We start from the raw sequence: 19,099 nt of genomic DNA, 5'->3' as shown, positions 1-19,099 counted from the left end.
GCGCTTACGCCTGGCCCGGTTTGTCTCCCTCCTCTTCCACGTCCTTGGGTTCGAGCTTGACGTTGCGCGTGGCCGCGCTGATCACTTCGAACGGCAGCTTGGGCGTACGGTCCGCGTTGAGCAGGCCGTTCGCTTCCTGGAACGTGTCGGCGAACTGGGTATAGCAGAAGCCGCTGAACATGAAGGTCTCGTTGACCACCTTCAGCAGCCGTTGGTACAGCGCGTGATAACTCTCGGCCGTATGGGCACGGGTATAGCCCCACGTGCCATCTTCCGGCGTCGCGTTCGGATCGAATGCGATGCCGCCGAATTCGGTGAGCACGATGGGCTGGCCGCGGTGCGGGAAGCCGTCCAGGGTGAGGATGCGTCCGCCGGGACGGCGTTGATCGAACAGCGTGCGCACTGGGTCGCTGACCTCGTAGCGCGCCTTCAGCTTGTCCGGATTGCAGTCGTAGTCGTGGATGCCCAGGATGTCGGTGGCAGACGCTTCCCAGCCGTCGTTGCCGATCACGGGGCGCGTCGAATCGAGCGTGCGCGTGAGGTGGTACAGCGCCTCGACGGCGTTGCGATGTGCCTGCGTCAAGGTCAGGTTCGGCACACCCCACGACTCGTTGAACGGCACCCACACGATGATGCACGGGTGGCTGTAGTCACGCTCGATCGCCTCGGTCCACTCCTTGACCATGCGCGTGATCGCGCGCGGGGCGAAGCGGTAGGCCGATGGCATCTCTTCCCACACGAGCAGGCCCAGCTTGTCGGCCCAGTACAGGTAGCGCGGGTCTTCGATCTTCTGGTGCTTGCGCACGCCGTTGAAGCCCATCAGCTTGGCCAGTTCGACGTCGCGCCTCAGGTGCTCGTCGGACGGGGCCGTCATGAACGACTCGGTCCAGTAGCCCTGGTCCAGCACGAGGCGCAGCGGATACGGCCTTCCATTCAGCAGCAGACGGTCGCGGTTGATGTGGAACGAGCGCAGCGCCGTGTACGACTTCACGTGGTCGACGATCCTGTCGCCGCAGCGCAGGATGACCTCCGCGTCCAGCAACGTGGGGCGCTCCGGGCTCCACAGCAGCTCGTTGCGGGAATCGTCGATGCCGGGGTCGGACAGCGCGATCTTGCGGTTCGCCTCGCCGGCCAACAGCTTGTAGTTATCGTCCGCCAGCAATTGCTTGCCATGCCAGATCTTGACCTCGACGAACATGTCTTCCTGGATGTCGCCGCCGGCAAAGACTTCGCAGCCGATCTCGAAGGTTTCGAACAGCGGCGTCCAGCGCAGGGTCTGGATGAACGTGCGCGATACCCGCTCGATCCATACGGTCTGCCAGATGCCGGTCGTGCGCGGGTACCAGATCGAGTGCGGTTCCAGCAGCCAGTCCTGCTTGCCGCGGGGCTTCGCGAGGTCGGCCGGGTCGTCCTCGACGAACACGGTCACGGTCTGCTTGCCGTCCGCCTTCAGCGCGGGCGTGATGTCGGCACGGAACGGCGTGTGGCCGCCCTCGTGCTCGGCCACGAGCTGGCCATTGACCCAGACGCGCGCGAAATAATCGACGGCGCCGAAGTGCAGGATGACGCGGTCCTCCGACGGCTTCAGCTCGAAGTCGCGCTCGTACCAGCAGAAGCGGTGGAAGCCGGTGTCCTGGATGCCGGACATTTCCGTCTCGGGCGCGAACGGCACGTTGATCTCGTGGGTCCAGCCGGTCACGCCTTCCGGCATCTTGTTGACAAGCTCGTCGTCGAAACGGAAGCGCCATTTACCGTTCAGGTTGATCCAATTGTCGCGGACCAGCTGCGGGCGGGGATACTCAAACTGGCTCATTATTTTCCTTTCCTTGGGTCGGGACCGGGATCAGGATGCGTCCCTGGCGTCCAGCTTTGTTGTAGGTGGAGAGTGCAGTTTCCGCTGCCTGTCGTGCCTGACCTGTGCGGCACAGAGCCACGGTGGCGCCGCCGAAGCCGGCACCGGTCAGGCGTGCACCGAGCACGCCCGGGGCGGCGCGCAACGCGGCCACCAGCTGGTCGAGCTCGGGAATCGAAACTTCGTAGTCGTCGCGCAGGCTCTCGTGCGACGCGTTCATCAGTTCGCCGAAGCGTTCGGCCGATACGCCTTTTGCCGCTTCCAGCACGCGCAAGTCTTCCAGCACGACGTGGCGCGCGCGCCGGCGCAGCGGCTCGGGCAGGCCTTCCACGGCCGCGGGGTCGGTCACGTCGCGCAGCGCCTTCACGCCCAGCTTGCGCGACGCCTCCTCGCATTCGGCGCGGCGTTCGTTGTACTTGCTGGCCGCCAGCGTGCGCGGCACGCCGGAGTCGACGACGATCAGCTCCGTCCCCGCAGGCATGGGCACGAGGCGGTGCTCCAGCGTGCGCGCATCGATGAACAGCATGTTCCTCTCGTCGCACAGGCTCGACGCCATCTGGTCCATGATGCCGCAGTTGACGCGTGCGTATTCGATCTCGGCGCGCTGTGCGATCTGCGCGAGCTTCACGTCGTCCAGCGCAAAACCGAGCAGGTTGCGCATCGCGCGCAGCATCGACACTTCGAGCGCAGCCGACGACGACAGGCCGGAGCCGACGGGCAGATTCGTCGTCACGAACACGCGCAGCGGCGGCACCGCGACGCCCGTCGCTTCGACGAGACGGATGCAGCCTTCGATATAGCTGCCGAAGCCCTGCGGCGCGCTGCCGCCCTTCGCCGCGAACGTCACGTTGCCGTCGAGGGTGCCGGAGTACAGGTGGTGCTGGTCGTCGTGGCTGCGCGCGAGCGCGACGGAGGTCGCCTGCGGCGTCGCGACGGGCAGCATGTAGCCGTCGTTGTAGTCCGTGTGCTCGCCCAGCAGGTTGACGCGGCCGGGCGCCGATGCGTGCGCCTCCGGGGCGCCGCCGAAGAAGGTCTCGGGATCGTTCATGTCACCTCCAGCCATGTGGGCCGCGCGCGGCCCTGGATTGTCGTCGTCGGCCAGTCGGCGCCCAGGGTCAGGTTCTCCAGCCCGTTCGCGCCGAGCAGGAACGTGTCTTCGACCTTCATGCCCGCGAAGCTCGGGTTCAGCGCGAACGCCATCCCCGTCTCGACGCCCGTCGCGGTGCTGGGGCTTGCGACGATCTCGCGCGCCTGGTAGCCCGCGATGCCGCCCTGGTGGTGTTCGCGGATGGCGTCCGGCCGGTCGACGTGGCGGTACGCCGCTTCCAGCGCGTGGTAGACGGCGGCCAGCGACTGGCCCGGGCGCACGGCGTCGAGCCCCGTCGCTTCGACCTGCAGCAGGTCGGCCTCGGCGTTGCGCTCGTCGTCGGTCAGCGGGCCGAACGCGACGGCACGCGACAGGCTCGCGACGAGGCCGTGGCGGCGCGCGCAGAACACCAGCATCGCGCGCGCGCCGAGCGGTTCTTGTGTCGGCACGGGATGGCGGAACGCCGCCAAGCGCCGCGCGCCCGCGGCCAGCACGAGCGCGGGCTGGATGCCGCGCCGCCACAATGCCTGCGCACCGGCGCCGGCGAGATCGAATTCCGTCCACTCGGGGCGTGCGGCGCGCAGCGTCTCCGCCAGCGCGGCGCCGGCATCGCGGCCCAGCGCGCGGTAGCGGTCGTGCTCGGACGGCAGCAAGACCATGCGGCGCAGGCGCAGGCTCGCGGGCAATGGCGACTCGCTGTAGCCGTTGTTGCTGCGCGGCCGGTCGGACAGGACGGCGCCTCCGCGTGCCGCGCCCAGCACATAGGTCTCGTGCAAGTCCGTCTCCGCCCACGGCGCGATGTGGAACGAAAAGCCGGCCGGGACTTCCTCGATGCGCAGGCGCTCGGCCTCGATGGCGTCCGTCAGGATCACGGCCTCGTCGCGCGTGACGAGCATCTCGGCCACGCCGCAATCGGCCGCGAGCAGCACGGACGCGTCGCCGCCCGCCGTCGCCCACGCGAACCAGTCGGTGCCGCGCAGGCGGATGGCGCCGGCGCCCGTCTCGGCCAGCGCCGCGCGCAGCAGCCCGAGCTTGTCGGCCACCTCGGCGGCGCGCACGTCAAAAAGCGCGCTCATGCCGCGGCCTCCAGCCGCACGGCGACCTGCTGCAGCTCGTACGCCGTCGTCTCGGGCAGCACGTCCATCGCGAACATGCCGGCGCCGATCTCCGTGCCGGCCAGGTATTTCAGCCGGTCGCGCGTGCGGTACGGCGGATGGAACTGGCAGTGCAGCTGCGTCTCCGGATGGTCGGCGCCGTCCGTCGGCGCCTGGTACCACGTCATCAGGTACGGGAACGGGCGCTCCCACAGGCAGTCGAACTTCAGCAGCACCGTCTTCAGCGCGCAGGCGAGGCTCTCGCGCTGCGCGGGCGCGAGCGACGCGAAGTCCTGGCAAGGCGCCGTCGGCATCACCCACACTTCGTACGGGTAGCGGGCGCACGCGGGCACGAACGCGATCGCGTGCGCGTCCTCGTACACGACGCGCTTGCCGTCCTGGCCTTCCGCGCGTGCCATGTCGGTCAACAGGTTCGTGCCGTGCTGCAGGAAATACTCGCGCTCCTGCGCCAACTGGCGCGCGGGCACGGGCGGCACGAACGGGTACGCATAGATCTGGCCGTGCGGATGGTGCAAGGTGACGCCCACCTCCGCGCCGCGGTTCTCGAACGGCAGCACGTACTGGATATGGTGTTGCCCGCCAATGCGGCGCGTGCGGTCGCCCCACACTTCCAGCAGCAATTCGATGCGCGCCAGCGGCAGGCGGCCCAGCGCCGTCTGCGGGTCCTGCGTGAACACGACCACCTCGCATTTGCCGTTCGCGGGCGCGGTCGGCACGGTCAACGTCGGGGGCTCGTGCGCGTCGAGCGCGAGCGACGGGAAGCGGTTGTCGAACACGGCGATCTCGTAGTCTCCGGCCGGCATCTCGGTGGGATGGTCGGGGTCGCGCGTCGGTGCCAGCGGGTTGTACTGCGGCGGCGGCTGATACGTGCGGTTCTGGCGGAACGCGGCATACGTGACCCACTCGCCGCGCAGCGGATGCCAGCGCAGGTGCGGGTTGGCGTGCTGCGGCTCGGCGAACGGACTCGTCGCGACGATGCCGTCCGGGATCGGCCGGCCGCTGTACAACGTCATGTGTCTTCCGTCAGGCTTTATCAGGTCTTGGCTGTGCATGGCATCGTCTGTTTTGCGGGACTTCGCATGGACGACTTCCGGTAACCGGTCGCCGTCAGGCCTGATCCTATCATGGCGTTTTCGCCACATTTTCCGGTGGTCAGGTCTAGCTTTTCCGACAATCAACGGGGCGCGCGGGAGCGTCCGGCGCGGCCGTGGCCCGGCCTGCTGTCTCTCCCAGGGAAACGCTGTGGAACAGGCATTTTTCCCCTATGAAGACCAACTCCATGTAGGCTCAAACCTACAAAACTTATGGAAGAATTTACACGCTTCGGCGAGAAGACGACCTACATCACAGCCGAGCGGCCAACGGCGTGATGCGCCCCCGCGAGCGGGCGCGGCCGGACCTGAAATGTGTCTTGGGGAACGAAGGATGCGGGCACCGCAGGCGTGCCCGCGGAAGAGCTTATTTGGCGAGCTCGGCCAGCACGGCCGTGTACATCTCGAGGTTCAGCAGCAACTGTTTCGTCGTGATGAACTCGTGTTCGGAGTGGCCCGTGTAGACCGTGTGCGGCATGGCCGGACCGAAGCTGACGGCATGCGGGAACAGGCGCGAATTCGTGCCGCCGCCGATGGCGACCGGCTTCGCATCCTTGATGCCGGTGAAGTACGCGAACGTCTTCATCAGCACGGGCAGTTGCGGCGCATCCTGCTGCACCCACGGGTCGCCGATCTGCGCCTTCACGTCCGCCAGCTGCACGTGCGCGCCCTGCCATTGCGCGAGCGCGGCGTTGATCTCGTTTTGCAGCTGCTCCGCCGTCTTGCCCTGCGGCCGGCGGATGTTGATCGCCACCTCGATGCCGCCGTCGTCGTGCTGGCGGATCACCGTCGGCGCGAACGTCATCGGGCCCATGAACGCGTCGCGGTAGGCGATGCTGCCGAACTTCTCGCCGAAGTAACCGGTGCCCACCATCTCGTTGAGGAAATTGACGAGCGCGCCCGCCGTCGTGTCCGGCCACGGCTGCATGGCCAGCGCGTCGGCGACCATGCTGATGGCGTTGACGCCGTCTTCCGGCTTCGACGAGTGCGCCGACAAACCCTTGCCCGTCACGACGAAGTCATGGTCTTTCCATTCGAACTGGTAGTGCATGCCCGCCTGCTTGCCGGCGCGCGCGCGGATCTGCGCTTCCAGTGCCGGCGTCGCGTTGGCGACCGTCGCCTGCGCATCTTCCGGAATCTGGCTGCCGAAGAAGCCGCCCTTGAACGCCTTCACGTACGGCGCCGTCGCGGGGGGCGCCACGGCCGCCTTCGGCATCGTGACGGCGAGGGTGCCGTAGCCCTTCTCCGCCGTGACGGCCGGGTACTCGGCGTCGAGCGTGATGTTCATCTGCGGCAGCGTGTGCGTCTTCATGAACGCTTCCAGCGGACCCCAGTCCGATTCCTCGGCCATGTAGACGTACAACTCGATCCGCCTGGACAGCGGCACATGTAGATCCTTCAGCGACTTCATCGCATACAGCGCCGTGGCGATGGGGCCCTTGTCGTCCTCGGCGCCGCGCGCCAGCAGGCGGCCCGGCTCGCTCGTGCGGTCCAGTTCGAACGGCGACTTCTTCCACTTGGTCGGGTCGACGGGCTGGACGTCGCCGTGCGCGACGAGGCCCACGCGATCATCGCCCTTGCCCAGGCCGACGATGGCCACGCAGCCATCGTCCGTGAAGTCCAGGCCCAGGCGGTCCGCTTCCTGGTGCAGGTAGGCCTTGAACGCCTGGTGGCGCGGGTTGCGTTCGCACGGGATGTCCTTGTCGGCCACCGTGTTGTAGCTGACGAGCTTGGCGAGCGTCTCGACGACGTCGTCGCGGTAGGCCGTGACGGCGTGCTTCGCCGCCTTGATCGCGGTGTCGCTGGGTACGGCCGGGGCCGCGGTAGGCGCGCCCGTCGCGCCGGCTGCCCAGGCGAGGCTGATGGCCGCGACCAGGTTGCGTGCGCAAGTCTTCTTGGTCATTGTCTTGTCTCCATGATTGCAAATGCGCAACGAGTCTAGCAGGGTTGCGCAAACGGCGCTGGCGCCCTCCCCGCCCGCAATCCGTTATCGTGTCGGCTGCTTATTGGCTGCCCATTCAAAGGAAACGAGCATGACGTACAAGATCATCCGCAGGGTCCACCCCGCGCTGCGCGACGACATCGGCGACCTCATCACGCAGCGTCCCGTGCCGGGCCCGCATCTCGACCAGGTCGATCCCTTCCTGTTCCTCAATCATCACGGCCCGCAGGTCTATCCGCCGCATAACCGCGGCCTGCCGTTCGGGCCGCATCCGCACCGCGGCTTCGAGACCGTCACGTTCATCCTCGACGGCCTGCTCGCGCATCGCGACAGCGCCGGCCACGAAAGCGTGATCGGTCCCGGCGGCGTGCAGTGGATGACGGCCGGCCGCGGCATCGTGCACGCGGAAGTGTCGCCGCGCGAATTCGTGGAACGCGGCGGCCCGCTGGAGATCCTGCAGCTGTGGGTCAACCTGCCCGCCGCGCTGAAGATGACGGCGCCGCGCTACATCGGCCTGCAGCGCGACGAGCTCCCCGTCGTCGACGATGGCGCCGGCGTGCGCGTGCATCTCGTGTCGGGCACGCATGGCGGCGTGACGGGCCCCATCGAATCGCTGACGGGCGTGTCGTTGTGCACGGTCGAGATGAAAGCGGGAGCACGCCTGCACGTGGATGGCCTGCTGGACCGCAACGTGTTCCTGTACGTCGTGCGCGGCGTGATCGAGTGCACGCCGGAGACCGTCAGCGCGTTCCACCTGGCCGAGTTCGAACCGGCGGGCGACGAGCTGGAGATCCGCGCCGACCACGACAGCATCCTGCTGCTGGGCCATGCCTTCCCGCTGCGCGAACCGGTCGTGGCGCACGGACCGTTCGTAATGAACACGCGCGCCGAAATCCAGCAGGCGATCGTCGATTACCAGGCGGGACGCTTCGGCGCGCCGATCTGACGTGCGGCGCATGCGCGCCGCCGTGTAAGGCGCCGGCCCGGACCGCATCGGCCAGGCCGGCCGTGTGCTGCGCCCCGCATCAGCGCGCGGCCTGGTTGACGACCACCTCGGCCGCGTACGGCACCTGGTCGAACGCGATGCGGGCGCCCGTGTCGCGCGTGACGAATTGCGTCACGCCGACGGGGACCAGTTCCTCGCGCTTGCCGTCCAGGTCGACGAACAACCTGTTCTGCTTGTTCGTCACCGTGATCGTGCGGCCGTCGGTCAGCGCGAACGTCCCGCGCATGTGCTCGGCGTCATCCTTGCTCAGGTAGGTGTGCGCGGCCCTGACCTGCACCGAGGCAAGGCTGCCGGCGGCCACTGCCGGCGGGATGGACGAGTCGGCAAACGCGGACAACGACACGGTGGCGGCGCCGATGAAGGCCAGGAGGGGTGCGATACGCATGATTGCTCCGAAATCAAGATACGAAATATAAAGTGGACACGGAGCGCGCCATCAAAATAATTGTCGGATGCGCAGCGATCCTGCCGTTTTTCATATCGCCGCATCGATCGTGCGGCGAGTGAAGACAGTGTAGGAAGGGCCGGCCGCAGCGTCATCGGCGAACCGCCGAACCGTCGAAAACGCGGGATGAACTGTCGAAAATCCGCCCCGAATTGCTGCGGGTGCATATAGTTTTTGGCAACGTTCAAGCTGTCTTCGGGGCGCGCCGCGTGGCCGATATCCGTTACAGTGTCGGCTTCGGAACGCCCATCCAAGCGAAGGAGAAGACCGATGCATCCAGTCCCCCTGGTCGCCACGACGCGTGGCTATCCGCCCGACGCCGACGCCGATGCCGCGGGCGGCTACGCGGTCGAGAACATCCACTACGGTTCGATCGCCGTCGTCGACCTGGCCGGCCGCCTGCTGTGGTCGGCCGGCGATCCCGACTTCATGACCTTCACCCGTTCCGCGCTGAAGCCGTTCCAGGCGCTGCCGTTCGTGCTCGACGACGGGCCCGCGCGCTTCGGGCTCTCGCGCGCCGAACTGGCGCTGCTGTGCGCCAGCCACTCGGGCGAGGAAAAACACCTCGTGGGCGTCACGTCCATCCTCGACAAGATCGGCCTCGACGAGACCCACCTCGCCTGCGGCTGCGCTGCGCCGCTGTACTACGACGCCGCCGGTCTGCCCGTGCCTGCCGAGCGGCGCTGGCGCACGGTCCACCACAATTGCTCGGGCAAGCACAGCGGATTCCTCGCGTGGTGCCGGCTGCACGACGCGCCCACGGACGGCTACGTCGACCCGCGACACCCGCTGCAGCGCGCGATCCGCGCCACGTTGGCCGAATGCGTGCAGATGGCCGAGGACACGCTGCCGATGGGCATCGACGGCTGCTCGGCGCCGAACTACGCGATGCCGCTCGCGCGCCTCGCGCACCTGTACGCGCGCCTCGCGCAGCCGGGCCCGGACGCGCGCCTGGGCGGCGCGCTGGGCGACCTGTTCGACGCGATGACGGCGCACCCGGACATGGTGTCGGGCGACGCGCGGACGGACCTCGCCTGGATGCAGGCCGGCGGCGGCGACTGGGTGGCGAAGATCGGCGCGGACGCCGTGCAGGCCATCGGCATCCGCTCGGCCGGGCTCGGCATCGCGATCAAGGTGGCGGACGGCGCCGCGCGCGCGCTGCATCCGGCCACGTTCGCCGTGCTCGACCAGCTGGGCCTGCTGGACGACAAGCGCCGCGCCCATCTCGAGCCGTACCGCGCGCCCCCGGTCAAGAACGCGCGCGGCATCGTCGCGGGCGACGTGCACGCCGTGTTCACGCTGGAAGCCGCCTGATCCGCAGCCAACTGTACCTGCCCGGCGCGCATCCGACTGTATGCACCGGGCACGCCCCGGCCCTGCTATCGTCGGGGCATGATCCTGCACGCACCAACGTTCCTTTCCACTGTCGCGGACGCCTGCGTCGATACGTTCCAGCGCCCGCTCAAGGACTTGCGCCTGTCCGTCATCGACCAGTGCAACTTCCGCTGCACCTATTGCATGCCGAAGGACGTCTTCACGCGCGACTACCCCTTCCTCCGTGCGGCCGAGCGCCTGTCTTTCGAGGAGATGGTCGCGCTGTCGAAAACGTTCGTGGCGCTGGGGGTCGAGAAGATCCGGATCACCGGCGGCGAACCGCTGCTGCGCCGCGACCTGCCGCGTCTCGTCGAAGCGCTGGCCCGGCTGGAAACCCCGGCCGGCAGGCCGGTCGAGATCGCGCTGACGACCAACGGCACCCTGCTCGCGGCCCAGGCCCGCGCGCTCAAGGACGCGGGCCTCGCGCGCGCGACCGTCAGCCTCGACGCCCTCGACGATGCCGTGTTCCGCGCCATGAACGACGTCGGCTTCCCGGTCTCGGCGGTACTCGACGGCATCGAGGCGGCGACGGCAGCCGGCCTGGCCCCGCTGAAGGTGAACGCGGTGATCAAGAAATCGGCCAACGCCGACCAGGTGCTGCCGCTGGCGCGTCATTTCCGTCACACCGGCGTGCATCTGCGGTTCATCGAGTACATGGACGTCGGCGGCGCCGATGGCTGGATGCGCGACGAGGTGGTGTCGGCGGCCGAGATGCGCGCGCAGATAGCCCACGAGTTCGCGCTGCTGCCGCGGGACGGCGACCGCGCCAGCGACACCGCCGACACGTTCCGCTACGCCGACGGCGGCGGCGACGTCGGCTTCATCGCGAGCGTCTCGGCGCCCTTCTGCGGCGATTGCACACGCGCCCGGGTCAGCGCCGACGGCAAGCTGTTCCTGTGCCTGTTCGGGACGCGCTCGCTGGACCTGCGCGCCGTGCTGCGCAGCGGCGACGCGGGCGCGCTGGAGCGGACGATCCGTACCGCGTGGCGGGCGCGCGCCGACCGCTATTCGGCCGACCGCGGCGCCCTGCTCGCCCGCGGCGCCAGGCGCTACCCGGTGGTACGCATGTCGCTGGTCGGCGGTTGAGCGCCGAACCAGTTCGTGCACAGGTCGCGGCCGGCGGCCGTCAGCACGACATGCCCGCCGCCCTCTTCGCGCGTTGCGACTTCGACCAGGCCTGAGCCGGACAGCAGGCTCAGCGCCCGCATCAGCGTACTCATCGGAAGTTGCGCGCGCTTGCCGACGCGTGCCAGCGAACACGGCCTGGGCGGCACCTCCCGCGCCATTCGCCATAACTGTTCCATGAGGCCGGCCAGCGCCGCCTCGCCCTCGTTCATCGTGCCGTCGACGGTATCCATGCCCAAGCATAGCCCGCGGGACGGCATCGTGCCGCGGGCGGCGACCGTCGCCCGACTGTACCCTGAGCGCGCGCCCGATTCTGTACCGGTTAGCGAAATGCAACTTCTCTACACTGTAGCCCTTTGCCGCTCCAGAAAGCTCTGCATGTTCGACGCCACGATTGACCAACTCGCCGATGCCGGCATCCAAAAAGCGCAGCTGGCGCGCACCCGCCCCTTGTCGTTCCTGATCGGCAGTGCCATGGCCGGCGCCTACGTCGGCTTCGGCGCCATCCTGATGTTCACCGTCGGCGCCCACGCCGATCCGGCCTGGGCGCGCATCCTGATGGGCTCCGTGTTCGCGCTGGGACTGATTCTCATCACCTTCGCCGGTGGCCACCTGTTCACCGGCTACACCATGCAGATGGCGCTGGCCTGGCTCTGCCGCAAGACCAGCGGCGCCGAGGTACTGGCCGCGCTTGCGCGCTGCTGGTGCGGCAACCTTGTGGGCGCCGCACTGCTGGCCGTCATCCTCAAGCTGGCCGGCGGCGGCGTCCTGCTCACCGACGGCGCGGACCTGTTTTACAAGACCGCCGCGGCCAAGGCCAACGCGCCGGCACTCTCGCTGATGTTCAAGGCGATCCTGTGCAACTGGCTGGTGTGCCTGACGGTGTGGATGGGCGCGCGCACGACCAGCGACACGGCCCGGCTCGGCCTGGTGTTCTGGCCCGTGATGATGTTCGCCGCCTGCGGGTTCGAGCATTCGATCGCGAATATGTTCACCTTCGCGCTCGCCCTGCTCAGCCATGCCGACGGCGTGACGCTCGGCAGCGTGCTGACCAACCTGGCCTGGGTCACGCTGGGCAACGCGATCGGCGGCATGCTGATGGTCGGCGCCGGCTATTGGGTCCAGTCGCAGCACGCGCCCGCGCCGGGCGCTGCCGGCGCGGCGCGGCTGCGCGAGCGTTAATTCTCCGCGGCGGCCAATTCGGCCACCAGGCGCCCGAGCCGCTTCACGGCGCCTTCGATCTGCGCATTCCACGCATGGCTGTAGTTCAGCCGGATGAAGTGGTCGAAGCTGCCGCGCGCCGAAAACATGTTGCCCGGACCGACCGTGATGCCTTCCTCCAGCGCGCGTGCGTACAAGGCCATCGCGTTGACCCGGCCCGGCAATTCCACCCACAGCACGTAGCCGCCCTTCGGCTCGCTCACCCGCGTGCCATCCGGGAAGAAGCGCAGCACGGCCGCCGCCATGATACGCGCCTGCTGCGCGAACGCCTTGCGCATCTTGCGCAGGTGGGCGTCGTAGCCGTCGTTCTGCAGGTACTCGGCGATCGCCATCTGCGGCAGCGCCGACGTCGCCAGCGTATTCAGGAACTTCAGCTTTTCGACGTCCGCGGTATAGCGTCCGGGCAGGCACCAGCCGATCCGGTAGGCCGCCGTCAGGCTCTTCGAAAACGACGCACAATGCAGCACCAGGCCCCGGGTATCGTAGGTCTTGAGCGAGGTCGGGTGGCTGTCGCCGTAGTACAACTCGTGGTAGACGTCGTTCTCGATCACCGGAATGTCGTGCCCGGCCAGCAGTTCGACGAGCGCGCGCTTGCGCTCGTCGCTCATCTGGAAACCGAGCGGGTTCTGGAAGTTCGGCATCACCATGCAGGCGGCGATCTTCTGGTCGGCGATGACGGCCGCCAGCGCGTTGACGTCGATGCCCTCGGTCGGATCGGTACGTACCTCGACCGCGCGCATGCCGAGCCGCTCGATCGCGTGCAGCATCGCATAATACGTCGGCGACTCGACCGCGATCGTGTCACCCGGCCGCGCCACCGCCTGCAGGCACAGGTTGATGGCCTCGGTCGCGCCGACAGTGACGATGATCTCGCCCGGGTCGACCGCCAGTCCATTCTCCAGGTGGCGGCGCGCGATCTGGCGGATCAGCTGCGGGTCGCCCGGCGGCAGGTCGTTCATCACGCTCCACTCCTGATGCCGGCGGGCGATCGTGCTGGCGTACTGGCTCAGGCGCTTCCATGGATAGCGCGACGGGTCGGCATACGGCGAGCCGAGCGGCACGGCGCCGTCCTTGCTGATCGAGCGCAGGGTCTTGAGCACCAGCCGGCTGACGTCGACTTCGGACGACAGCACCAGCGGCGCCGCGGCGCGCGCCGGCGCCGGCGGACTGCTGCGCTGGGCGCGCGGCCGCACGAAGTAGCCGGACTGGGGCCGGCTCTCGATGACGCCGCGGCTCTCGAGCAGCACGTAGGCGCGCAGCACGGTCGTGATGCTCAGGTTGTGATGCTGGCTGGTCTGGCGTACGGACGGGATTTTTTCGCCGTCGAGCAGCACCCCGTTCGCGATCTGGCTTTCGATCTCGGCGGCGAGTGTTTCGTAGAGTTTCAAGACACGGATTCCCGAGGAGCGGCAAAAGACGGCGCGCCAGTATAGCCCAGGGGCGCACTGTGCTCTTAACTGTACTCCTTTTCCGCGCTGCATTTTGTGCATGTCACCTGGCCGCGGCCGGGCGTACGCTACGGCATCGATACAGGAGTCACTCGTGGAAACACAAAAAAAGGAAGGTTTCATCGCCCCATACACCCACGCCGCTGCAGGCTGGGGCGCGGTCAAGCAGGTGGCGATCAACCTGTTCAGGGAAAAAGTCAGCGGCAGCAACTACAAGACCTTGTTCGCCCAGAACCAGCCCGACGGTTTCGACTGCCCCGGCTGCGCCTGGCCCGACCGCGCGCACGCGTCCACGTTCGAATTCTGCGAGAACGGCGTCAAGGCCGTCGCCGCGGAAGCGACCGGCAAGCGCGTCGGTCCGGAATTCTTCGCGCGCCACACGGTCGCCGAGCTGATGGCGCAGTCTGACTATGAACTGGAGCGGCACGGCCGCCTGACCGACCCGATGGTGTACGACAGCGCCACCGACCGCTACCGCAAGATCGAGTGGGCCGACGCATTCGCGCTGATCGGGCGCCACTTGCAGGCGCTGGACGACCCGAACGAGGCCGCGTTCTACACGTCCGGCCGCGCCAGCAACGAAGCCGCCTTCCTGTACCAGCTGTTCGTGCGCATGGTCGGCACCAACAACTTCCCGGACTGTTCGAACATGTGCCACGAGCCCACCAGCCGCGGCCTCCCCGGCACGGTCGGCATCGGCAAGGGCACCGTTACCCTCGACGACTTCGAGCATGCCGACACCCTGCTGATCTTCGGCCAGAACCCGGCCACCAACCACCCGCGCATGCTGGGCGAGCTGCGCGCCTGCGCCAAGCGCGGCGCCACCATCGTCTCGATCAACCCCTTGCGCGAGCGTGGCCTGGAACGCTTCACCGACCCGCAGGCGCCGCTCGAGATGCTGACCAATTCCAGCACGTCGATCAGCTCGATGTTCGTGCAACCGAAGCTGGGCGGCGACTTCGCCCTGATCAAGGGCCTGGCCAAGCGCCTGGTCGAACTGGACGACGCCGCGCGCGCCGCCGGACAAGGCCGGCTCGTAGACGTCGCCTTCATCGCGGAGCACACGACCGGTTACGACACCTTCGCCGACGACCTGCGGCGCGAGAGCTGGGACGACATCCTCGCCGAGTCCGGCGTCGCCCGCGACCGGCTCGAGCAACTGGCCCAGGTCTACGTCAAGGGCAAGGCCGTGATCGCGACGTGGGGCATGGGCCTGACCCAGCACAAGAACTCGCTGGCCGCGGTCCAGATGCTGTCGAACCTGATGATGATGCGCGGGAATATCGGCCGCCTCGGCGCCGGCCTGTGCCCCGTGCGCGGCCACTCGAACGTGCAGGGCGACCGCACCGTCGGCATCGAGGAGAAACCCTCCAAGGCCTTCCTCGACAGGCTCGGCAAGGCCTTCGACTTCGAACCGCCGCGCCGCCACGGCTACGACGTCGTCGAGACCATCCGGGCCATGCTCGAGGGTAAGGTGAAGGTCTTCATCGGCCTGGGCGGCAATTTTGCCATCGCCACGCCCGACACCCCGCTCACCTTCGACGCCCTGCGCTCGTGCGCGCTGACCGTGCAGGTGACGACCAAGCTGAACCGCAGCCACCTCGTGCACGGCAAGGACGCCCTGATCCTGCCGACCCTGGGCCGCACCGAGATCGACCTGCAGCAGGGCGTTGCCCAGGGCGTGACGGTGGAGGATTCGATGAGCATGGTGCACATCTCGTATGGGCTGAACAAGCCGGCCTCGCCCAACCTGCTGTCGGAAATCGCCATCGTGGCCGGCATGGCCGACGCCACGCTGGGCAGCGGAAAGGTCGACTGGAAGGGGTATGTGGACGACTACGCGCGCATCCGCGACGCGATCGAACGTTCGATCGACGGCTTCCACGACTACAATGCGCGAGTCGCGGTCCCGGGCGGCTTCCACCTGAAAGTCGCCTCGCGCGAACGCGAATGGGTGACCGCGAGCGGGAAAGCCCAGTTCGTGGTGCACGGGATCGACAAGGACACGCCCATCCACCGCGCCCGTGCGCGCCACGGCGCGCGCCTGATGGTACTGATGACGACACGTTCGCACGACCAGTACAACACGACGATCTATGGCATGGACGACCGTTACCGCGGCGTGTTCGGCATGCGCCGCGTGCTGTTCGCGAACCGCCAGGACATCGAGATGCTCGGCCTGGCACCCGGCCAGTGGGTCGACATCACGAGCGTCTGGAGCGACGACGTGCAGCGCCGCGCGGAGCGCTTCCTGCTGGTCGAATACGACATCCCGCGCGGCTGCCTCGGGGCCTACTATCCGGAGACGAACGCGCTGGTACCGCTGGGGAGCGTGGCGGACGGCGCGGGTACGCCGACCTCGAAGTCGATCCCGGTGCTGATCAGCGCCAGCGCGTGAACGCCGTTCCCGCGCGTGCGGGAACGGCGTCAGGTGTATTCGACGAACCCGTCGCGCCTGCAAAAGCTCACCAGCTTCAACCCGGCCTGGTCCGCAATATCGATGGCCAGTGAACTGGGCGCCGAGATCGTGGCCAGCATGGGGATGCCCACCCGCGCGGCCTTGCGCGCCAGTTCATAGCTGGCGCGGCTCGACATGAAGACGAAACCCGTGTCCGGGCCAACCCCATGCGTCGCCAGATGGCCGACCAGCTTGTCCAGGGCATTGTGGCGGCCCACGTCCTCGAACACGGCCGCGATCGCGCCGTCGAACCCGCACCATGCCGCCGCGTGCACGCCGCCGGTCGAGCGCATCAACGCCTGGTGGTCCGGCAACTCGCGGGATGCGCGCGCGATGGCAGCGCCCAGGTCGGGCGGCAGCGGCGCGGGCGCGATCCGTTCCGGCGCCAGGTCGAGCAAGGCGAGACTTTCGATGCCGCATACGCCGCAGCCGGTGCGTCCGGCCAGCGCGCGGCGCCGCCCCTTCATGCGCAGGAAGGCTTCCTGCGCGATCGTCAGCTCCACCTCGGCCGCGCGCGCATGCATGCGCACCTCGGCGTCGTAGATCTGCTTGCGGCTGTCGACCAGGCCCTCGGTCAGCGCGAAGCCGACCGCGAACGCCTCGAGGTCGCGCGGCGTGACCATCATGACCACGTGCGCGATGCCATTCACCACGAGCGCCAGCGGCATTTCCTCCGCCACGCAGTCGCGCGCCGCGCCTTGGCCGGCGCCACGGTGGCGCACGACAGCGCGGTCTTGGAAACCGGTCCGTTGTGCCGCCTCGGCGCCGCCGTCCACTTGTCGTTCAATCGTCGTCTTCATGCGTCCGATGGTAGACGACCGCCCCGGAAGCGGGCGCGCACAGAAACCGCGGGGACACGGGAACACAGTTGCTTGCGCCGTCCAGTTGCATGAATTAGAATCGATAGACATCTATCTATTACGAATCTAATGATGAGCAACCTATCAGAATCCCCCGGCGAACGCTTCTCGGCCGCGCTGCACACGAGCGCGCGGCTGTGGCGGCTGGCGCTGGACAAGCGCCTCAAGCACCTCGGCATCGGCCAGTCCGGCTGGATGACGATCGCGATGATCGCCAAGTCCGGCGAGCCGATGTCGCAACGCGCGCTGGCCGACCTGGTCGGCGTCGAAGGACCGTCGATGGTGTCGATGCTGGACCGCCTGGAACGCGACGGCTTCGTCGTGCGCGCCCCGTCCGCGCAGGACCGCCGCGTCAAGCTCGTGCAGCTGACGGACGCCGGCAGCACCGTGTACGCCGAGGTGATAAATGAAGCGACCACGTTCCGCGCCGACCTGCTGGCCGGCGTCGACCCGGCCGCGCTGGCCGCCGCCACCACCTTGCTGGAAACGCTGCGCAAGCGCATCGAGGACGCGCTGTGAACACGGCCGCAGCGGCGCCGCCGGGCCGCCCGATCAACCGCACCATGATCACGATCTCGATCATGCTGGCGACGATCATCCAGGCCCTCGACGGCACCATCGCCAACGTGGCGCTGCCGCACATGCAGGGGTCGCTGTCGGCGTCGCAGGACCAGATCACGTGGGTGCTGACGTCGTTCATCGTGGCGGCCGCCATCGCGACGCCGCTGAACGGCTGGCTCGTTGACCGCTTCGGCCTGAAGCGCGTGTTCCTCGTCTCCGTCGCCGGGTTCACCGCCGCCTCCGTGCTGTGCGGGATCTCGGCCACGCTGACGGAAATCGTCGTCGCGCGCATGCTGCAAGGCGTGTTCGGCGCGGCGCTCGTGCCGCTGTCGCAGTCCGTCCTCCTCGACATCAACCCGCGCGAAAAACACGGCTCCGCGATGGCCGTATGGGGCATGGGCGTCATGATCGGCCCGATCCTCGGCCCCACCCTGGGCGGCTGGCTGACGGACAGCTACAGCTGGCGCTGGGTCTTCTTCATCAACGTGCCGATCGGCGCCCTCGCCTTCTGGGGCATTCTCCGCTACATCCACGGCACCGACCCGGCGCGCCGCATCCGCTTCGACACGTTCGGCTTCGTCACCCTGTCGATCGCCATCGGCGCGCTGCAGATGCTGCTCGACCGCGGCGAACAGAACGACTGGTTCGGCTCGACGGAGACGTGGGTCGAACTGATCCTGACCACGCTGGCCTTCGCCTACTTCATCGGCCACACCTTGACGCGGCCCGCCGGCCAGTCGTTCGTCGATTTCCGCCTGCTGAAGAACGCCAACTACGTGACGGGCCTCCTGCTGATCTTCATCGTGGGCATGGTGCTGTTCGCGACGCGCGCGCTGATGCCCACGATGCTGCAAGGCCTGATGGGCTACCCCGCCAAGCTCGCGGGCCTCGTGACGGCGCCGTCGGGCCTCGGCACGATGGCCGCGATGATGGTCGTCGGGCGCCTCACCGGCAAGGTCGATTTCCGGCTGCTGCTGGGCATTGGCTTCGCCATCACGGCGTTCTCGCTGTGGCAGATGATGCACTACACGCTCGTGCTGTCGCAGTCCGACATCGTGTGGCCCGGCGTGATCCAGGGCGTGGGCCTGGGCCTCGTGTTCGTGCCGCTGTCGGCCGCCACGTTTGCCACGTTGTCGCCGCAGATGCGCGCGGAAGGCACGGCGCTGTACAGCCTCGTGCGCAACATCGGCTCGTCGATCGGCATCGCGCTCGTGCAGGCCCTCCTCGTGCGCAACACGCAGATCGCGCACGCGTCGCTCGCCACGCAGGTCAATCCCGCCAACCCGGCCGTGCGCGACCCGGCCAGCCTGTACGACATGGCGACGCAAGCCGGTCCCGCCCTCATCAACGGCGAGATCACGCGCCAGGCATCGATGATCGCGTACGTGGACGACTACCGCCTGATGATGCTCCTCACGCTGGCCGTGATCCCGATGCTCCTGCTGATCCGCCCGCCCAAGGCCGCCGCCGCGCCCGCGCAGGTGGATCACGCGGCCCTCGAATAACAGAAAGAC

At 68.0% G+C, this 19,099-nt stretch carries 16 protein-coding genes; 7 read left to right on the top strand and 9 right to left on the bottom strand.

Annotation, left to right across the window (positions count from 1 at the left end):
- Window positions 1-4 precede the first annotated feature (4 nt).
- From HAV22_RS27285 to HAV22_RS27265, 5 genes are all read right to left on the bottom strand, one after another.
- Window positions 5-1,813 (bottom strand): glycoside hydrolase family 2 protein, encoded by a 1,809-nt coding sequence (locus HAV22_RS27285; RefSeq protein ID WP_166863831.1) that lies wholly within the window; start codon window positions 1,811-1,813, stop codon window positions 5-7.
- Window positions 1,800-2,900 carry a galactokinase gene (gene galK / locus HAV22_RS27280; RefSeq protein WP_166863829.1) on the bottom strand — a complete coding sequence of 367 codons (1,101 nt, stop codon included), beginning with the start codon at window positions 2,898-2,900 and terminating at the stop codon, window positions 1,800-1,802. Before galK ends, HAV22_RS27285 begins: the two co-directional genes overlap by 14 nt.
- Window positions 2,897-4,015 carry a M24 family metallopeptidase gene (locus HAV22_RS27275; RefSeq protein WP_166863827.1) on the bottom strand — a complete coding sequence of 373 codons (1,119 nt, stop codon included), beginning with the start codon at window positions 4,013-4,015 and terminating at the stop codon, window positions 2,897-2,899. The genes galK and HAV22_RS27275 overlap by 4 nt, the downstream gene beginning before the upstream one ends.
- Window positions 4,012-5,067: a galactose-1-phosphate uridylyltransferase gene (gene galT / locus HAV22_RS27270; RefSeq protein ID WP_229421449.1), complete on the bottom strand. Its 1,056-nt coding sequence runs from the start codon at window positions 5,065-5,067 to the stop codon at window positions 4,012-4,014. The genes HAV22_RS27275 and galT overlap by 4 nt, the downstream gene beginning before the upstream one ends.
- A 445-nt stretch (window positions 5,068-5,512) precedes the next feature.
- Window positions 5,513-7,048, bottom strand: coding sequence for a dipeptidase (locus HAV22_RS27265; protein ID WP_166863823.1), 1,536 nt, complete (start codon window positions 7,046-7,048; stop codon window positions 5,513-5,515).
- A gap of 130 nt (window positions 7,049-7,178) precedes the next feature.
- Here HAV22_RS27265 and HAV22_RS27260 point away from each other — a divergent pair, with 130 nt between their 5' ends.
- Window positions 7,179-8,033 (top strand): pirin family protein, encoded by an 855-nt coding sequence (locus tag HAV22_RS27260; protein ID WP_166863821.1) that lies wholly within the window; start codon window positions 7,179-7,181, stop codon window positions 8,031-8,033.
- Between the two features lie 79 nt (window positions 8,034-8,112).
- Here HAV22_RS27260 and HAV22_RS27255 read toward each other — a convergent pair whose 3' ends face one another.
- Window positions 8,113-8,478, bottom strand: coding sequence for a hypothetical protein (locus HAV22_RS27255; RefSeq protein ID WP_166863819.1), 366 nt, complete (start codon window positions 8,476-8,478; stop codon window positions 8,113-8,115).
- 330 nt (window positions 8,479-8,808) lie between these two features.
- Between HAV22_RS27255 and HAV22_RS27250 the strand changes: the two genes are divergently transcribed.
- Both HAV22_RS27250 and moaA read left to right on the top strand, forming a co-directional pair.
- Window positions 8,809-9,852, top strand: a complete 1,044-nt coding sequence (locus HAV22_RS27250) for an asparaginase (RefSeq protein WP_166863817.1) — start codon at window positions 8,809-8,811, stop codon at window positions 9,850-9,852.
- A gap of 78 nt (window positions 9,853-9,930) precedes the next feature.
- Window positions 9,931-10,998, top strand: a complete 1,068-nt coding sequence (gene moaA, locus HAV22_RS27245) for a GTP 3',8-cyclase MoaA (protein ID WP_166863815.1) — start codon at window positions 9,931-9,933, stop codon at window positions 10,996-10,998.
- On the opposite strand, the gene HAV22_RS27240 is transcribed toward moaA, so the two are convergent.
- A complete protein-coding gene (locus HAV22_RS27240) occupies window positions 10,962-11,270 on the bottom strand; it encodes an ArsR family transcriptional regulator (protein WP_229421448.1) in 309 nt (102 codons plus the stop codon). The two genes, moaA and HAV22_RS27240, sit on opposite strands and share 37 nt — an antisense overlap.
- Before the next feature lie 145 nt (window positions 11,271-11,415).
- On the opposite strand from HAV22_RS27240, the gene HAV22_RS27235 reads away from it, so the two are divergent.
- On the top strand, window positions 11,416-12,219 hold the full coding sequence (locus tag HAV22_RS27235; protein ID WP_166863813.1) for a formate/nitrite transporter family protein: 804 nt from the start codon (window positions 11,416-11,418) through the stop codon (window positions 12,217-12,219).
- Here HAV22_RS27235 and HAV22_RS27230 read toward each other — a convergent pair.
- A complete protein-coding gene (locus HAV22_RS27230; protein WP_166863810.1) occupies window positions 12,216-13,646 on the bottom strand; it encodes an aminotransferase-like domain-containing protein in 1,431 nt (476 codons plus the stop codon). The two genes, HAV22_RS27235 and HAV22_RS27230, sit on opposite strands and share 4 nt — an antisense overlap.
- Window positions 13,647-13,746: 100 nt before the next feature.
- Between HAV22_RS27230 and HAV22_RS27225 the strand changes: the two genes are divergently transcribed.
- On the top strand, window positions 13,747-16,104 hold the full coding sequence (locus HAV22_RS27225; protein ID WP_166863808.1) for an FdhF/YdeP family oxidoreductase: 2,358 nt from the start codon (window positions 13,747-13,749) through the stop codon (window positions 16,102-16,104).
- Between the two features lie 29 nt (window positions 16,105-16,133).
- On the opposite strand, the gene fdhD is transcribed toward HAV22_RS27225, so the two are convergent.
- A complete protein-coding gene (fdhD, locus tag HAV22_RS27220; protein WP_166863806.1) occupies window positions 16,134-16,964 on the bottom strand; it encodes a formate dehydrogenase accessory sulfurtransferase FdhD in 831 nt (276 codons plus the stop codon).
- A 132-nt stretch (window positions 16,965-17,096) separates the two neighbouring features.
- Between fdhD and HAV22_RS27215 the strand changes: the two genes are divergently transcribed.
- Window positions 17,097-17,543, top strand: a complete 447-nt coding sequence (locus tag HAV22_RS27215; RefSeq protein WP_166863804.1) for a MarR family winged helix-turn-helix transcriptional regulator — start codon at window positions 17,097-17,099, stop codon at window positions 17,541-17,543.
- Window positions 17,540-19,090 carry an MDR family MFS transporter gene (locus HAV22_RS27210; protein WP_371869757.1) on the top strand — a complete coding sequence of 517 codons (1,551 nt, stop codon included), beginning with the start codon at window positions 17,540-17,542 and terminating at the stop codon, window positions 19,088-19,090. Before HAV22_RS27215 ends, HAV22_RS27210 begins: the two co-directional genes overlap by 4 nt.
- Window positions 19,091-19,099: the final 9 nt, after the last annotated feature.

The organism is Telluria antibiotica (assembly GCF_011682055.1).
Taxonomy (GTDB): Bacteria; Pseudomonadota; Gammaproteobacteria; order Burkholderiales; family Burkholderiaceae_D; genus Telluria; species Telluria antibiotica.
The sequence above is the reverse complement of the archived record's forward strand: the minus strand, read 5'-3'. Positions and strand labels throughout refer to the sequence as shown.

Coding starts and splice junctions, on each gene's coding strand:
- HAV22_RS27285 (WP_166863831.1), bottom strand. CDS start 1,813: ATGAGCCAGTTTGAGTATCCCCGCCCGCAGCTGGTCCGCGACAATTGG.
- galK (WP_166863829.1), bottom strand. CDS start 2,900: ATGAACGATCCCGAGACCTTCTTCGGCGGCGCCCCGGAGGCGCACGCA.
- HAV22_RS27275 (WP_166863827.1), bottom strand. CDS start 4,015: ATGAGCGCGCTTTTTGACGTGCGCGCCGCCGAGGTGGCCGACAAGCTC.
- galT (WP_229421449.1), bottom strand. CDS start 5,067: ATGACGTTGTACAGCGGCCGGCCGATCCCGGACGGCATCGTCGCGACG.
- HAV22_RS27265 (WP_166863823.1), bottom strand. CDS start 7,048: ATGACCAAGAAGACTTGCGCACGCAACCTGGTCGCGGCCATCAGCCTC.
- HAV22_RS27260 (WP_166863821.1), top strand. CDS start 7,179: ATGACGTACAAGATCATCCGCAGGGTCCACCCCGCGCTGCGCGACGAC.
- HAV22_RS27255 (WP_166863819.1), bottom strand. CDS start 8,478: ATGCGTATCGCACCCCTCCTGGCCTTCATCGGCGCCGCCACCGTGTCG.
- HAV22_RS27250 (WP_166863817.1), top strand. CDS start 8,809: ATGCATCCAGTCCCCCTGGTCGCCACGACGCGTGGCTATCCGCCCGAC.
- moaA (WP_166863815.1), top strand. CDS start 9,931: ATGATCCTGCACGCACCAACGTTCCTTTCCACTGTCGCGGACGCCTGC.
- HAV22_RS27240 (WP_229421448.1), bottom strand. CDS start 11,270: ATGGATACCGTCGACGGCACGATGAACGAGGGCGAGGCGGCGCTGGCC.
- HAV22_RS27235 (WP_166863813.1), top strand. CDS start 11,416: ATGTTCGACGCCACGATTGACCAACTCGCCGATGCCGGCATCCAAAAA.
- HAV22_RS27225 (WP_166863808.1), top strand. CDS start 13,747: ATGTCACCTGGCCGCGGCCGGGCGTACGCTACGGCATCGATACAGGAG.
- fdhD (WP_166863806.1), bottom strand. CDS start 16,964: ATGAAGACGACGATTGAACGACAAGTGGACGGCGGCGCCGAGGCGGCA.
- HAV22_RS27215 (WP_166863804.1), top strand. CDS start 17,097: ATGAGCAACCTATCAGAATCCCCCGGCGAACGCTTCTCGGCCGCGCTG.